General features: G+C 52.5%; 12 protein-coding genes. 9 read left to right on the top strand and 3 right to left on the bottom strand.

Going from position 1 to position 15,208, the window contains the following annotated elements; translation table 11 throughout:
* Positions 1-161: 161 nt before the first annotated feature.
* On the bottom strand, positions 162-1,526 hold the full coding sequence (gene ppnN / locus OGX91_RS16575) for a nucleotide 5'-monophosphate nucleosidase PpnN (protein WP_286626891.1): 1,365 nt from the start codon (positions 1,524-1,526) through the stop codon (positions 162-164).
* Between the two features lie 113 nt (positions 1,527-1,639).
* Positions 1,640-2,488: an NADPH-dependent 7-cyano-7-deazaguanine reductase QueF gene (gene queF, locus OGX91_RS16570; protein WP_286626890.1), complete on the bottom strand. Its 849-nt coding sequence runs from the start codon at positions 2,486-2,488 to the stop codon at positions 1,640-1,642.
* Positions 2,489-2,556: 68 nt separating this feature from the next.
* On the opposite strand from queF, the gene syd reads away from it, so the two are divergent.
* The 8 genes from syd (at position 2,557) to OGX91_RS16530 (ending at position 10,936) form a co-directional block, all read left to right on the top strand.
* The gene (gene syd, locus OGX91_RS16565) at positions 2,557-3,102 is read left to right on the top strand and encodes a SecY-interacting protein (RefSeq protein ID WP_005130939.1); all 546 of its coding nucleotides are present in this window, start codon (positions 2,557-2,559) and stop codon (positions 3,100-3,102) included.
* 633 nt (positions 3,103-3,735) lie between these two features.
* Positions 3,736-4,065 carry a YqcC family protein gene (locus tag OGX91_RS16560; protein ID WP_149692202.1) on the top strand — a complete coding sequence of 110 codons (330 nt, stop codon included), beginning with the start codon at positions 3,736-3,738 and terminating at the stop codon, positions 4,063-4,065.
* The gene (gene truC, locus OGX91_RS16555; protein ID WP_286626889.1) at positions 4,065-4,847 is read left to right on the top strand and encodes a tRNA pseudouridine(65) synthase TruC; all 783 of its coding nucleotides are present in this window, start codon (positions 4,065-4,067) and stop codon (positions 4,845-4,847) included. The genes OGX91_RS16560 and truC overlap by 1 nt, the downstream gene beginning before the upstream one ends.
* 19 nt (positions 4,848-4,866) lie before the next feature.
* Positions 4,867-5,316 carry a flavodoxin gene (locus OGX91_RS16550; RefSeq protein WP_003034096.1) on the top strand — a complete coding sequence of 150 codons (450 nt, stop codon included), beginning with the start codon at positions 4,867-4,869 and terminating at the stop codon, positions 5,314-5,316.
* 342 nt (positions 5,317-5,658) lie between these two features.
* Positions 5,659-7,011: a galactarate/glucarate/glycerate transporter GudP gene (gene gudP, locus OGX91_RS16545; protein WP_040232198.1), complete on the top strand. Its 1,353-nt coding sequence runs from the start codon at positions 5,659-5,661 to the stop codon at positions 7,009-7,011.
* A gap of 2 nt (positions 7,012-7,013) precedes the next feature.
* Entirely contained in the window at positions 7,014-8,354 is a 1,341-nt protein-coding gene (locus OGX91_RS16540) for an enolase C-terminal domain-like protein (RefSeq protein WP_286627036.1), read from the top strand.
* A 20-nt stretch (positions 8,355-8,374) separates the two neighbouring features.
* Entirely contained in the window at positions 8,375-9,715 is a 1,341-nt protein-coding gene (gene gudD, locus OGX91_RS16535) for a glucarate dehydratase (protein WP_286626887.1), read from the top strand.
* Between the two features lie 78 nt (positions 9,716-9,793).
* Positions 9,794-10,936, top strand: coding sequence for a glycerate kinase (locus tag OGX91_RS16530; protein WP_005130920.1), 1,143 nt, complete (start codon positions 9,794-9,796; stop codon positions 10,934-10,936).
* 128 nt (positions 10,937-11,064) lie between these two features.
* Here OGX91_RS16530 and barA read toward each other — a convergent pair whose 3' ends face one another.
* Positions 11,065-13,821 (bottom strand): two-component sensor histidine kinase BarA, encoded by a 2,757-nt coding sequence (barA, locus tag OGX91_RS16525; protein WP_286626886.1) that lies wholly within the window; start codon positions 13,819-13,821, stop codon positions 11,065-11,067.
* Between the two features lie 57 nt (positions 13,822-13,878).
* On the opposite strand from barA, the gene rlmD reads away from it, so the two are divergent.
* Positions 13,879-15,177, top strand: coding sequence for a 23S rRNA (uracil(1939)-C(5))-methyltransferase RlmD (gene rlmD / locus OGX91_RS16520; protein ID WP_005130917.1), 1,299 nt, complete (start codon positions 13,879-13,881; stop codon positions 15,175-15,177).
* Positions 15,178-15,208: the final 31 nt, after the last annotated feature.

The raw sequence follows: 15,208 nt of genomic DNA, 5'->3' as shown, positions 1-15,208 counted from the left end.
GCGTTTCGGGGCTTGTCAGACGAAAGATAATTGATATTTATGTTATTGCGTGAGCTATGTGACTGGTATCACTAAAAAAGCCGGTTGGCTGATGTGCCAAATCCGGCTTTGATATGGACAAAACTGTCACCGAAGTAGCATCAGCTACCCGGTGTTGAAGGTTATGCGCAGATCTCGTAACACGGGATATACGCAGTGCCCGGCAACTTCATACGATGTTGTGCAACAAAGCCCTGCAGGAGATCGTCCATGCGGCGCATCATCTCAGGGTCGCCGTGGATTTTGTACGGGCCAAACTCTTCAATGGCGCGAATGCCGACTTCTTTCACGTTCCCCGCGACAATACCGGAGAATGCGCGACGCAGGTCTGCAGCCAGCACTTCAACAGGCTGGTCTGGATACAGTTTCAGATTCGCCATGTTTTCGTGGGACGGTTCGAACGGCATCTGCAAATCAGGCGCGATACGAATTGACCAGTTAAAGCTGTAGGCATCACCGGTGTCCCGGCGGTTCTCTTTCACCAGCGGCATCGCTTTTTTCATCAGACGAGCGACTTCCGCTGCATCGTCAATGATAATGCGATAGTGACGGCGCGCCTCTTCTCCCAGCGTGTGCACGATAAATTCGTCCAGCACGCGGAAGTAATCTGCGCTCTCTTTTGGCCCGGTCAGGATCAATGGCAGAACCTGATCTTTGTTCGCCGGATTCATCAGGATACCCAGCAGATACAATAGCTCTTCTGCTGTCCCTACGCCGCCCGGGAAGATGATAATGCCGTGAGCGATACGCACGAACGCTTCCAGACGTTTTTCAATGTCCGGCATGATGATCAGTTCGTTAACCAGCGGGTTAGGCGGCTCAGCGGCTATAATAGACGGCTCGGTCATGCCAATAAAACGGCTGTCGCGGTAACGCTGCTGAGCGTGGCCGACCGCGGCACCTTTCATTGGAGCTTCCATCGCGCCCGGACCACACCCGGTGCAGATGTTCAGTTCACGCAGGCCCAACTGGGTACCCACGCGACGCGCATACAAGTATTCGTTCTCGTTGATGGAGTGACCGCCCCAGCAGACGACCATGTTCGGCGCTTCACCGACGTGCAGTGCCCGGGCGTTGCGCAGGATGGAAAAGACGAGGTTGGTCATGTGAACCGAGCTTTCGAGATCCAGATGCTGAAAACGACCCGCGTTATGGATCTGACCATTGACGAAAAGAATGTCGCGCAGTACGGCAAACAGGTTGGCCTGCAGCGCGCGAATTATGCGCCCATCGACAAACGCGTCTTCAGGTGGGTTGATCAGTTCCAGCTTCACACCGCGTTCACGGCGCAGCACGTTAATGTCGAAACTTTCAAAACGAGACAACAGCTCTTTGCTGTTGTCTGTCAAACTGCCGGAGTTCAGAACGGCAAGCGAACAGTTACGAAACAGTTGATACAGGTCGCTGCTGGCCGTGCGTTTAAGCATATCGACTTCCAGCTGCGACAACATGTCCATTGAGCCAAGCGGGCTAATATGTGTAATCAAGTAAACTCCTTACGGGACGAGAGATATCATCCTCTACTGATTACAATAGCCCTGGCTTATGACCTTTCACAACCTTGCGCGCGGAATCCGACACGCAAAATTGAGAAAAAAGATTACTGACGCACCAGTCTGCCTGTTGCGGGGGTGAAATCTGTGTTGGTGCGCCATGGGTTGATATCGAGGCCGCCGCGCCGCGTATAGCGTGCGTATACGCTCAGTTTCTCCGGCTGACAGAAACGCAGTAGGTCATTGAAAATGCGTTCCACACACTGCTCGTGAAATTCATTGTGGTGGCGGAAGGAGACCAGATAGCGCAGCAACTTTTCCCTGTCGATTTTGCGACCGCGATACTGAATTTGTATGGAACCCCAGTCAGGCTGGTGGGTGATCAGGCAGTTGGATTTCAGCAGATGGCTGACCAGTGTCTCTTCTACTGCTTTGTCGCCGCTCACGGCGTTTTCCAGATAGTCGGTGCTGAACTGGTAGTTATCAATGACGATATCCTGATTGTCGATACAGGTGCCATTGAAGTGGGCTATCGGCTGCCCTTCCTGTTCGTCAAGACGATAAAGCGCTACGCTGACATCACCTTGCGCGCAGGCGCGTAGATCGTGTTCCAGCGTCTGACGGACGTGTTCCCATGAGTCAAAACGCGTCTGATTAAAACTGTTCAGATACAGCTTAAAACTTTTTGATTCAATCAAATTAACGCTGGTGTAATCCAGCTCCACATGGCCGACCGCAACCTGCGGTAAGCCGTTGGTATTCAGCCATGATAGTTCATACAGCGTCCAGATATCCGCGCCGTGAAAAGGCAGATTATCGGCCTTTAGATCCAGCGGGTCGCGGTTCAGGCTGCGCGGAACACCCTGCAGCAGGCTGGCGTCGTAAATATCCCGGTAATCCGTTGATTTTCCGAGAGTCAGGCTGTCAAGCGCCCGATGATTTTCATAAGAAGACATGTTTCACCGTCATAAACCAGATACACTATGCGACAAGTGTATCCTGGCTTTTGTGAAGAGAGAAATCAGTGGACGAATTGACAGCACAGGCGTTGACAGCCTTTACGACGCGTTATTGCGATGCATGGCATGAAAAAAACGGCAGCTGGCCTCTGAGTGAAGAGCTGTATGGCGTACCGTCTCCGTGCATCATCTCCTCCACGAACGATGCGGTGTACTGGCAACCGCAGCCTTTTGTGGGCGAGCCGAATGTAAACGCGGTTGAACGCGCCTTTGATATTGTGGTACAACCCGCTGTTCATGCGTTTTATACCACCCAGTTTGCCGGGGACATGCACGCACAATTTGCGGATGAGAAACTGACTCTTCTGCAAACCTGGTCTGAAGATGACTTCAGACGCGTACAGGAAAACCAGATCGGCCACCTGGTTACGCAAAAACGCCTTAAGCTCTCTCCAACGCTTTTTATTGCCACACTGGACAATGAACTTGATGTTATTTCAGTGTGCAACTTGTCTGGGGAAGTCTGCAAGGAAACGCTGGGAACCCGTAAACGAACGGTTCTGGCGGCCTCGCTTGCGGAATTTCTTACTCAACTTAAGCCTGTTCTGTAATCCAGTTTGCCCTGGGTGTGTGAGAGATCTCTTACAAACCCTGTAGGAGATTGCCAGGTGATCAGTAAAGACTTCATCGGTCGATATAATGTTAACTATTTATAATTCAATTAGTTAATGTTTTATCTTCAACTTTCATACGAAAATAATCATTAAGGTATGTCTGTAAGTGTCTTGTAAGACAATGCGAAACAGGCGATTCTATCTCTGTCGACAAGGAGTCGCACAACGAAGTGAACATCAGGATGATGACGCTTCGGCAGGACACACCAGGACGGTGCTGCAAGGACAGGTTTCAGGATGAAGCAAAGAGGAAAACGCTGGATGCGTTAAAGGACACCTCCAGGATGGAGAACGAGAGCCGGTCAGGATGTTCGGCGGGTCAGGATGGCCAGGGACACTTCAGGATGAAGTTTTCACATCGGGGGCGGTGTGAGCAGGATGCAAATGTTCAGGATGAACGAGGTCGCAAGACCACAGGAAAAGTTGTCACGGATGAGCAGGGAGCACCAAAAGTAGCTGGAATGCTGCGAAACGAACCGGGAGCACTGTTTTTACAGTGCTCCCTTTTTTTATTTCCTTTCTACTGGTGCTATTCTTCGCGCCAGATTTTTCATCATTGAGGTTAATTTCATGACGACTCATGACCGTGTGCGCGAGCAGTTGCATGCGCTTGAAGCACTGCTGCGTGAACATAATCACTGGCGGATGGATGAGCCAGAAGCGCATCTGTTTTCCAGCACGCAGCCTTTTTGTATGGATACCATGGAACCGGTTGAATGGCTGCAGTGGGTGTTGATTCCCCGCATGCATGCGTTGCTTGATAATGCGCAGCCACTTCCAGAAGCGTTCGCTATTGCGCCATATTATGAAATGGCGCTGGCAGCCGATCATCCACAGCGCGATGTGATCCTGATTGCATTGCAGGATCTGGATGCGCTATTTACCCGTGATGACGCCTGATGCTGGAAATTCTCTATCAAGACCAATGGCTGGTTGCAGTCAACAAACCTTCGGGCTGGCTGGTTCATCGTAGCTGGCTCGACCGCGATGAGAAAGTGGTGGTAATGCAAACGGTGCGCGACCAGATTGGTCAGCACGTTTTTACCGCCCACCGACTCGACAGACCGACCTCCGGTGTGCTGTTGATGGGACTGTCCAGCGAGGCCGGACGACGGCTGGCACAGCAGTTTGAGCAGCATCAAATCCAAAAACGCTATCATGCGATTGTGCGTGGCTGGCTGATGGATGATGTCGTGCTGGATTATCCGTTGGTGGAAGAGCTGGACAAGATTGCCGATAAATTTGCCCGTGACGACAAAGGTCCACAGCCTGCGGTAACCCACTATCGCGGGCTGGCTACGGTAGAAATGCCCGTGGCAACCGGTCGCTATCCAACCACCCGTTACGGGCTGGTGGAGCTGGATCCTAAAACCGGCCGTAAACATCAGCTCAGACGTCACCTGGCGCATTTGCGTCATCCGATTATTGGCGATAGTAAGCACGGTGATTTGCGACAAAACCGCAGCGCCGCAGAGCATTTTGGCTGTCAGCGATTAATGCTGCATGCCAGCCAGCTTGCGCTGACGCATCCATTCACCGGTGAGCCGCTGGTTATTCGCGCCGGGCTGGATGACGTCTGGATGCAGGCATTGTCACAATTTGGCTGGCGTGGACTTCTCCCTGAGAATGAAAGGGTTGAGTTCAGCGGGATGTCAGGTCAGGATGAGCAGATAGATTCTTAAGTTCCTGGAGATAAAGGTTATGGCGGAAATTGGTATTTTTGTCGGCACAATGTATGGAAACGCGCTGCTGGTTGCTGAAGAGGCGGAGGCTATTTTGACGGCACAAGGTCATAAAGCCACGGTGTTTGAAGATCCCGAGCTCAGCGACTGGCAGGCATATCAGGACAAATATGTCCTGGTGGTGACCTCAACGACCGGGCAGGGCGATCTGCCCGATAGCATCGTGCCGCTGTTTCAGGGGATCAAAGATAATCTCGGTTTCCAGCCAAATCTGCATTATGGGGTAATTGCGCTGGGCGACAGCAGCTACGTTAATTTCTGCAATGGTGGCAAACAGTTTGATGCGCTGTTACAGGAGCAAAGCGCGCAGCGCGTGGGTGAAATGTTGCTGATTGACGCCAGCGAACATCCTGAACCGGAAAGCGAATCCAACCCCTGGGTAGAAAACTGGGGAACCTTGCTGAAATAACCTCTCCCCCGCACGGGCATACAACCCCCATTTGAACCGTAGGCCGGGTCAGGCGAAGCCGCCACCCGGCAATAAAACCCCAATTACGTGAACTAACTTCCACTGCTTTGGGCTTATGCCCCAAACAACTTCTTACTGCCTGCCTAATGTTGTGTTCATGCACGGTGAGGGTAAGAGCCACTCCTTCATATACTTTTCCCGTCAGTTCCCGAAAAGGCAGCGAGTCAGAATAAAACGGCCCTGAGCTGTACCAAAACTGCCACACACTAACCTCTCATTCTGATCACCCTACAGGTGCTGTACAGAATGAACTGGCGACAGCCAAGATTCAGGAGTGCAACAATGAGTTCATTAAGTCAGGCGGCGAGCAGCGCGGAAAAACGCACTAACGCTCGCTACTGGATAGTGGTGATGTTGTTTATCGTCACATCCTTCAACTACGGCGACCGCGCCACTTTATCCATTGCCGGCTCAGAGATGGCCAAAGACATTGGCCTTGATGCCGTCGGGATGGGGTACGTCTTCTCCGCATTCTCATGGGCCTATGTTATCGGTCAGATCCCTGGCGGCTGGTTGCTCGACCGCTTCGGTTCAAAACGTGTTTATTTCTGGTCCATCTTTATCTGGTCCATGTTTACCCTGCTGCAGGGCTTCGTCGATATCTTTAGCGGCTTCGGCATTATCGTTGCGCTGTTTACCCTGCGCTTCCTTGTCGGTTTAGCTGAAGCACCTTCCTTCCCCGGCAATAGTCGGATAGTTGCGGCATGGTTCCCGGCACAGGAGAGGGGCACGGCGGTCGCAATCTTTAACTCTGCGCAGTACTTTGCCACCGTTATCTTCGCGCCAATCATGGGCTGGCTGACCCACGAAGTGGGCTGGTCGCACGTGTTCTTCTTTATGGGTGGACTCGGGATCATCATCAGCTTTGTCTGGCTGAAAGTGATTCACGAACCGAACCAGCATCCGGGCGTCAACCAAAAAGAGCTGGACTACATTGCCGAAGGTGGCGCACTGATCAACATGGATCAGGCAGCAGCTAAAGCTAAAGTTCCGTTCAGCGTGAAATGGGGACAAATCAAACAGTTGTTGGGTTCCCGCATGATGATCGGTATCTACATCGGCCAGTACTGTATTAACGCGCTGACCTACTTCTTTATCACCTGGTTCCCGGTCTATCTGGTACAGGCGCGCGGTATGTCGATTCTGAAAGCGGGGTTTGTCGCTTCGGTCCCGGCCATTTGCGGATTCGCAGGCGGTGTGCTCGGCGGCATTATTTCCGACTGGCTGATGCGTCGTACCGGTTCGCTGAATATCGCCCGTAAAACGCCGATCGTCATGGGCATGCTGTTGTCGATGGTGATGGTGTTCTGTAACTACGTCAACGTGGAGTGGATGATCATCGGTTTTATGGCGCTGGCCTTCTTCGGTAAAGGTATAGGTGCCCTGGGTTGGGCCGTGATGGCCGATACCGCGCCGAAAGAGATCAGTGGTTTGAGCGGCGGTCTGTTCAATATGTTCGGCAACATCTCCGGCATCGTGACGCCAATTGCTATCGGCTACATCGTAGGGACCACCGGCTCGTTTAACGGCGCGTTGATTTACGTAGGTGTACATGCGCTGATTGCGGTGGTGAGCTATCTGGTGCTGGTCGGTGATATTAAACGTATCGAACTGAAACCTGTCGCAGGACAATAATGATGACAACACAATCGAGTCCCGTTATTACCGACATGAAGGTCATCCCGGTGGCCGGTCATGACAGCATGCTGCTCAATATTGGTGGCGCGCATAACGCCTGGTTTACCCGCAATATCGTGATCCTTACCGATAACGCCGGCAATACAGGCGTCGGTGAAGCGCCGGGCGGTGAAGTGATTTATCAGACGCTGGTTGACGCTATCCCGATGGTATTGGGTCAGGAGGTCGCGCGCCTGAATAAAGTGGTTCAGCAGGTGCATAAAGGCAACCAGGCTGCCGATTTTGATACCTTCGGCAAAGGCGCCTGGACGTTTGAACTGCGCGTCAATGCGGTGGCGGCGCTGGAAGCTGCGCTGCTCGACCTGCTGGGTAAGGCGCTCAACGTACCGGTCTGTGAACTGTTAGGGCCGGGCAAGCAGCGCGATGCGGTCACCGTACTCGGCTATCTGTTCTACGTAGGCGATCGCAGCAAAACCGATTTGCCGTATCTGGAAAGTACGCCGGGAAACCATGAGTGGTATCACCTGCGTCACCAGCAAGCGATGACCAGCGACGCGGTGGTGCGTCTGGCGCAGGCGTCACAGGATCGTTATGGCTTTAAAGATTTCAAACTGAAGGGCGGTGTGCTGCCGGGTGAGCAAGAAATTGAAACCGTCCGTGCGCTGAAAGCATGCTTCCCGGATGCACGTATTACGGTGGATCCTAACGGTGCCTGGTTGCTGGATGAAGCCATCTCCCTGTGTAAAGGGCTGAACGATGTTCTGACCTACGCCGAAGATCCATGCGGCGCTGAACAGGGTTTTTCTGGCCGCGAAGTGATGGCCGAGTTCCGCCGTGCAACCGGTCTACCGGTAGCAACCAACATGATAGCCACCAACTGGCGTGAAATGGGCCACGCGGTAATGCTGAATGCGGTCGATATTCCGCTGGCCGATCCGCACTTCTGGACGCTTTCCGGCGCGGTGCGCGTGGCACAGTTGTGCGATGACTGGGGCCTGACCTGGGGATGCCATTCCAATAACCACTTTGATATTTCGCTGGCAATGTTTACTCACGTCGGTGCGGCAGCGCCGGGCAATCCGACGGCCATCGATACGCACTGGATTTGGCAGGAGGGCGATTGCCGTCTGACCAAAAATCCGCTGGAGATTAAGAACGGGAAAATTGCTGTTCCTGACGCGCCTGGACTGGGCGTAGAGCTGGACTGGGATCAGGTTAACAAGGCTCATGAAGCCTACAAGAGACTGCCCGGCGGCGCGCGTAATGACGCAGGCCCAATGCAGTATCTGATCCCTGGATGGACTTTTGACCGTAAACGTCCCGTTTTCGGCCGCCACTAATTTTGGATAAGGACTTAATTATGAGCGTACAATTTTCTACCCCATTGGTTACCTCTATGCAGGTTATTCCGGTTGCGGGTCATGACAGCATGCTGATGAACCTGAGCGGTGCACATGCTCCGTTCTTCACGCGCAATATTGTGATTATTAAAGATAATTCCGGTCATACCGGCGTGGGTGAAATTCCCGGCGGAGAAAAAATCCGCAAAACGCTGGAAGATGCGATCCCGCTGGTGGTAGGCAAAACGTTAGGTGAATACAAAAACGTGCTGAATGCGGTACGCAATACTTTTGCCGATCGTGATGCGGGCGGTCGCGGTTTGCAGACCTTTGATTTACGTACCACTATTCATGTGGTTACTGGGATCGAAGCGGCCATGTTGGATCTGTTAGGTCAGCATCTGGGCGTAAACGTCGCCTCTCTGCTGGGTGATGGACAGCAGCGTAGCGAAGTGGAAATGTTGGGGTATCTGTTCTTCGTTGGCAACCGTAAAGCGACGCCGCTGCCGTATCAGAGTCAGCCGGATGAGAAGTGCGACTGGTATCGTCTGCGTCATGAAGAGGCGATGACGCCGGATGCGGTTGTGCGCCTGGCTGAAGCTGCGTATGAGAAATATGGCTTTAACGACTTTAAACTGAAAGGTGGCGTGCTGGCAGGGGAAGAGGAAGCGGAATCTATCGTCGCGTTGGCGAAGCGTTTCCCGCAGGCTCGCGTAACGCTCGATCCCAATGGTGCATGGTCGTTGAATGAAGCGATCAAGATCGGTAAGTATCTGAAAGGATCGCTGGCTTATGCTGAAGATCCGTGTGGCGCGGAGCAGGGTTTCTCTGGGCGTGAAGTGATGGCGGAATTCCGCCGCGCTACTGGCCTGCCGACGGCGACCAATATGATCGCTACCGACTGGCGTCAGATGGGGCACACGCTGTCATTGCAGTCTGTGGATATTCCGCTGGCTGACCCGCATTTCTGGACCATGCAGGGGTCTGTTCGCGTGGCGCAGATGTGTCATGAGTTTGGCCTCACCTGGGGTTCACACTCTAACAATCACTTTGATATTTCGCTGGCGATGTTCACTCATGTGGCGGCGGCGGCGCCGGGTAAAATTACGGCCATTGATACCCACTGGATCTGGCAGGAAGGTAACCAACGCCTGACCAAAGAACCGTTCGATATTAAAGGCGGCATGGTACAGGTACCAGCGAAGCCGGGTTTGGGTGTAGAACTGGATATGGACCAGGTGATGAAAGCACACGAGCTGTACCAGCAACATGGCCTGGGAGCGCGTGATGACGCGATGGGAATGCAGTACCTGATCCCGAACTGGACCTTCGATAATAAACGCCCATGCATGGTGCGCTAAGCGTTATGCCGGTTCTGACAGGAACCGGCACATCTCCAGGTGTATGATTAACAGAATCAACATGCGTAAGGACGGCTTATGAAAATAGTAATTGCACCGGATTCTTATAAAGAGAGTTTGAGTGCGCTTGAGGTGGCAACTGCCATTGAGCAGGGTTTTCGTGAGATCTGGCCTGATGCGGATTACGTAAAGATACCGGTCGCTGATGGTGGTGAAGGAACGGTCGAGGCGATGGTTGCCGCTACGGCGGGCCACCTTGTGCATGTTGATGTTACGGGTCCCCTGGGAAGTAAGGTACAGGCATTTTATGGGTTATCGGGAGATGAGCGCTCAGCGTTTATCGAGATGGCGGCCGCCAGTGGGTTAGAGCGGGTTCCGGCAGGGTTACGCGACCCGCTGAAAACCACCTCATGGGGGACCGGAGAGTTGATTCGCCATGCGCTGAATGCGGGTGTAGAACACATCATCATCGGGATTGGCGGTAGCGCGACTAATGATGGTGGCGCCGGTATGGTGCAGGCACTGGGCGCCAAATTGCTGGATGCGCAGAATAACCAGATTGCGCAAGGCGGGATCGGTCTGGAAGCGCTCACCAGGATAGATATTTCAGCGTTAGATAAACGCCTTGCCACCTGTCGTATCGAAGTGGCCTGCGATGTCACGAATCCGCTGACCGGTAAAGAGGGCGCTTCTGCAGTATTTGGTCCACAAAAAGGGGCAACGCCAGAAATGATTACCCGTCTGGATAATGCGCTGACGCACTATGCGCAACTGATTGCACGCGATCTGGACATTAACGTGCTGGATCTGGCCGGTGGAGGCGCTGCCGGAGGCATGGGGGCTGCACTGTATGCGTTTTGCGGCGCGCAGCTACGCCGTGGTATCGAGATCGTGACGGATGCGTTACACCTCGACGACTGTGTTGCGGATGCAGATCTGGTTGTGACCGGGGAAGGGCGTATTGACAGTCAGACGATCCATGGCAAAGTCCCGGTAGGCGTAGCGAACGTTGCAAAGCGATATAATAAGCCCGTCATTGGTATTGCAGGCAGCCTGACGCCAGATGTTGGTGTGGTGCATGAGCATGGAATTGATGCTGTTTTTAGTGTGATTTATACCATTTGCACGCTGGATGAGGCGCTGGATAATGCGAGTGAAAATGTGCGGATGACGGCACGAAACGTGGCCGCAACGCTTAAAGCAGGGCAGCAATTACGCTGAGTTGTAGGTCGGAGAAGGCGCTTACGCCGCCTCTGGCGATGTGCCCGATGGCGCGACGCCTGTCGGACCTACGATAAACAGCAAAACTTGTAGGCCGGATAAGGCGTTTACGCCGCATTCGGCGAATATCACCCCAATATCCGTTTCGCTTCCCGCCCGACGTTGTCCATCTCATCAAGAAGCTCTAAAAACTCTGGTTCCAGCTCTTCTTCTTTGGTCCCGTTACGTAACTGCTGTTCAATAAGCTGACACAGGTTTTTCATGCGGGGAACCCCGCTGTAACCGCAGCTGCCGTGTAGTTTATGAATCAAATCCACCAACCCTTCAGGGTTTTCACCCACCAGTTGTTCTTCGATTTTGTTACGTACTTCGGGTAGAAAATCGAGCAGCATTTGCAGCATATCCCGCGCCAGATCGTTTTTACCCGCGGCTTGTCTTAATGCCAACTGCCAGTCGAGGGTCGTATTCGGGTTGATCACGGGTTCAGGGGGGGCCGGCACGATAGTCCGGGCTGATGTGCCGGTACCGGGCTTATAGCGCAACAGCAAACTGTGCAATTTATCTTCTTCAATTGGCTTAGCCAGGTAGTCATTCATTCCGGCGCTGAGTAACTTCTCTTTTTGCCCTGCCATGGCATGCGCCGTTACCGCAATAACCGGTGTCTGCTGCTGGTGTGGAAGCTGATGGATCAGTTCGCAGGCACGAATACCGTCCATGTCTGGCATCTGAATATCCATCAGGATCAGATCAAACTGCATTTGTTTGGCTCTGTCCATCGCCTGCTGCCCGCTGTCGCACAGCTCGACGTGCTGAACCTTATCTTCAAGCAATGCGCCGATAAGCTTCAGGTTCGCCGGGTTGTCGTCCACCGCCATCACGGTCATCGCAATCTTGCTTTCATCTGGCAACTGGAGTTCTGCCCCCTGGTTCAGGTGGCAATATTCGGTTAACGCAGGCAGCAATCGGGTTGAGGTGAGCGGTTTTAACAGACATGCCGCCGCGCCGCCTTGTTTTAATTTTTCAGCGTTAATCTGCGCATGGCAAGGCAGCGCCAGCAACAGGAAATCGGTCATCGCGGCTGCGCTTGCCAGACGTTCATGCTGCATGGTGAGTGGCTCGTGGAAAGTAACGGGTACACCAAGTAGCAGGATATCGTAGTGTTCAGCCGGTAATGCAGAGAATGACGGACTGTAAATCACCTCCAGCGGCGTTTCACTCAAGATATCTAACGTGCATTGCGCGGCGGTAGCATTTGGTTCAACGTAAGCCAGTCGTTTACCGGCCAGACAGCGGGTGGTTGAACGATCGCTGATAACATTAGGATTGAGATCAAGACTGATATGGAACCAGAAAGTGGAACCGCGATTTGGTTGGCTATGGAACGAGATATCCCCACCCATTTCATTGACCAGTTTTTGTGTGATCACAAGGCCAAGTCCGGTACCACCGTGACGGCGCGAAATGCTGGCATCAGCCTGACGGAAAGCCTGGAACAGACGTGACTGATCGCGTTCCGGGATACCAATACCGGTATCGCGGATTTGAACTTCAATCTGGACTTTGGTGTTACTGAGCGCGCGTTTTTCAACCAGAATGTCGATATTGCCGCTCTCGGTAAATTTGATGGCATTGCCGACCAGGTTGGTAATGACCTGTTGCAGGCGTAGCGGATCGCCAATCACATTGTCCGGAACGTCATTTTTAATATTCAGTGTTAGCTCCAGCCCTTTGTCATGGGAGGAGTGCGCTAACAGCGTTACGACGTCATCCAGTGTGCTGCGCAGTGGGAACGGTATGCTTTCCAGAATCAGTTTACCCGCTTCCAGTTTAGAGAAGTCGAGCACATCATTGATGATAGCGAGCAGGTTGTTGGCAGAGCGTTCAATCGTATTCAGGTGATCGCGCTGGGTGGTATTTAACTCGGTTTTCAGTGTCAGGCGTGTAAAGCCAATGACACCGTTTAGCGGTGTACGTAGCTCGTGAGACATGTTCGCCAGGAACTCTGATTTAATACGAGCAGCTTCCTGAGCGCGTTTCTTTGCCAGATCCAGCTCAACGTTTTGGATCTCCATTTGCTCCAGCGTTTCGCGCAGATCTGACGTCGCCTGATCGATATTGTGCTGCATCTCTTCATGGTAGGCGGCGAGAGACATTGCCATCGAGTTGATGCCATTCTTCAGCATATCCAGTTCGCCCAACATGAAACCTTCCACGCGGCTATCGAGCTGACCTCTACGTATTCGGTCAACGGTATTCACCATGTTGCGAATTGGTCCGGTCACGTCACGCATCAGACGCCAGCCGAAAATTAACGCAATGCCAATACAAAACAGCATCATGACGCTGGAGATAAAGATCTCTTTGTACTGCTGTAATCGCACGGACTTGAGATCCAACTCAAGCGCCACATACCCCAACATATTTTTGGCGTTTTTGGCATCGCTAACGGCAGATTCATCCGGTGAATAGCTTTCCGATATAATAGGGGTACGCAGGATCATGATATCCCCGTGCCGGGTTACGCTCAGCTTTCGCGGAAACGGCGATCCGGTAGCCAATTGCATCTCTGACGGATCAAGATGAAAGTTGGAGGTGACGAACAGTCGGTTATTTTCGTCATAGACGGAAATTGCCCGCACAATATCGGAATGGCGACGATGCAACACGCTGATAAGCTGGCCGATGGATTCCCGGTTTTGCAAGTTCATGCCGTATTCGCTGGAAACCGCGAGTGGCTCGATGATGCTGGCACCAGCATCTTCCAGTTGACGCTGCAAGTCGTTATAGCGATGCACAACAAAAAAGATACTGAGCAGCAAACCTATCAGGACGGTCGGGGCCAGGATCAGAATCATCATGCGTGCGCGCAGGCTGTAGTTGGTCATGGAGTTCCGTTATGGGACAATTAGGGTCACACTGTTAAATAGAGAAATATCTCGTCGATGGCGCAATTCTACTCTGCAAAACGACGCGTGACGACGCGTCAGATCATAACCGTTACCGTCAATGACCTTGATTCTTTTGGTCAGGGCGTTGCTCGTCATAACGGGAAAGCCCTGTTTATACCGGAATTGCTGCCTCAGGAAAGCGCAGAAGTGGTGATAACTGAAGATAAAAAACAGTTTGCCCGTGCGCAAGTCAAACGTCGTTTAAACGACAGCTCGGAACGTGAAGTGCCACGTTGTCCACATTTTGGGGTCTGTGGTGGCTGTCAACAGCAGCACGCCAGCATCTCGTTGCAGCAGCGTAGCAAAAGTGCAGCGTTATCGCGTTTAATGAAATGTGAGGTGACAGAAGTTATCGCCGATACCCCGTGGGGTTATCGACGCCGCGCGCGTTTAAGTCTGAACTATCGCTCGAAAGAGCAGCAATTGCAGATCGGATTTCGCAAGTCCGGCTCCAGCGACATTATCGATGTAAAACAATGCCCTATTTTGGTGCCCCAACTTGAGGCGTTGCTGCCTGAAATTCGGGCATGCCTGCAGAGTCTGCAGGGGTTGCGTCACTTGGGGCATGTCGAATTGGTGCAGGCTGGAAGTGGAACTCTGATGATTTTGCGCCACACTGCACCACTGAGTGCCGCGGATAAAGAAAAACTGGAACGCTTTTCGCATTCTCAGGGACTGTCTTTGTTTCTGGCTCCGCAAAGCGAGATACTGGAATCAAATTCAGAAGAATCGCCCTGGTATGATTCAAATGGACTACGTTTAACCTTCAGCCCGCGTGATTTTATCCAGGTCAATGAAGGGGTAAACCAAAAAATGGTTTCCTGTGCGCTGGAATGGCTGGATGTGCAGCCAGAGGACCGGGTGCTCGATTTGTTCTGTGGTATGGGGAATTTTACGTTGCCGTTAGCCGTACGAGCAGCGAGCGTTGTGGGAGTTGAAGGTGTCCCTGCGCTGGTGGAAAAAGGCCGGGAAAATGCGCGGAATAACGGACTACACAATGTGACATTCTTTCATGAAAACCTTGAAGAAGATGTCACTAAACAACCATGGGCAAAAAACGGATTTGACAAAGTATTGCTCGATCCTGCGCGTGCGGGGGCTGCCGGAGTGATGCAACATATTATAAAGTTAAACCCTGGGCGCGTTGTTTATGTATCCTGTAATCCTGCTACGCTGGCTCGTGACAGCGAAGCGTTACTCAATGCAGGATATACCGTTCGGCGACTGGCGATGCTCGATATGTTCCCGCACACTGGACATCTGGAATCGATGGCCCTGTTTGAGCGTTTGTAATGAATTTTATACCCATTGGATTTCGGGTTGT

This window comes from Citrobacter sp. Cpa228 (genome assembly GCF_030333085.1).
In the GTDB taxonomy this organism is placed as follows: domain Bacteria; phylum Pseudomonadota; class Gammaproteobacteria; order Enterobacterales; family Enterobacteriaceae; genus Citrobacter; species Citrobacter pasteurii.
The sequence above is the reverse complement of the archived record's forward strand: the minus strand, read 5'-3'. Positions and strand labels throughout refer to the sequence as shown.

Bases quoted from the DNA above. Each gene is read 5' to 3' on its own strand.
- rlmD (WP_005130917.1), top strand. From the start codon at position 13,879: ATGGCGCAATTCTACTCTGCAAAACGACGCGTGACGACGCGTCAGATC.
- OGX91_RS16540 (WP_286627036.1), top strand. From the start codon at position 7,014: ATGACAACACAATCGAGTCCCGTTATTACCGACATGAAGGTCATCCCG.
- OGX91_RS16530 (WP_005130920.1), top strand. From the start codon at position 9,794: ATGAAAATAGTAATTGCACCGGATTCTTATAAAGAGAGTTTGAGTGCG.
- gudD (WP_286626887.1), top strand. From the start codon at position 8,375: ATGAGCGTACAATTTTCTACCCCATTGGTTACCTCTATGCAGGTTATT.
- OGX91_RS16550 (WP_003034096.1), top strand. From the start codon at position 4,867: ATGGCGGAAATTGGTATTTTTGTCGGCACAATGTATGGAAACGCGCTG.
- truC (WP_286626889.1), top strand. From the start codon at position 4,065: ATGCTGGAAATTCTCTATCAAGACCAATGGCTGGTTGCAGTCAACAAA.
- queF (WP_286626890.1), bottom strand. From the start codon at position 2,488: ATGTCTTCTTATGAAAATCATCGGGCGCTTGACAGCCTGACTCTCGGA.
- gudP (WP_040232198.1), top strand. From the start codon at position 5,659: ATGAGTTCATTAAGTCAGGCGGCGAGCAGCGCGGAAAAACGCACTAAC.
- barA (WP_286626886.1), bottom strand. From the start codon at position 13,821: ATGACCAACTACAGCCTGCGCGCACGCATGATGATTCTGATCCTGGCC.
- OGX91_RS16560 (WP_149692202.1), top strand. From the start codon at position 3,736: ATGACGACTCATGACCGTGTGCGCGAGCAGTTGCATGCGCTTGAAGCA.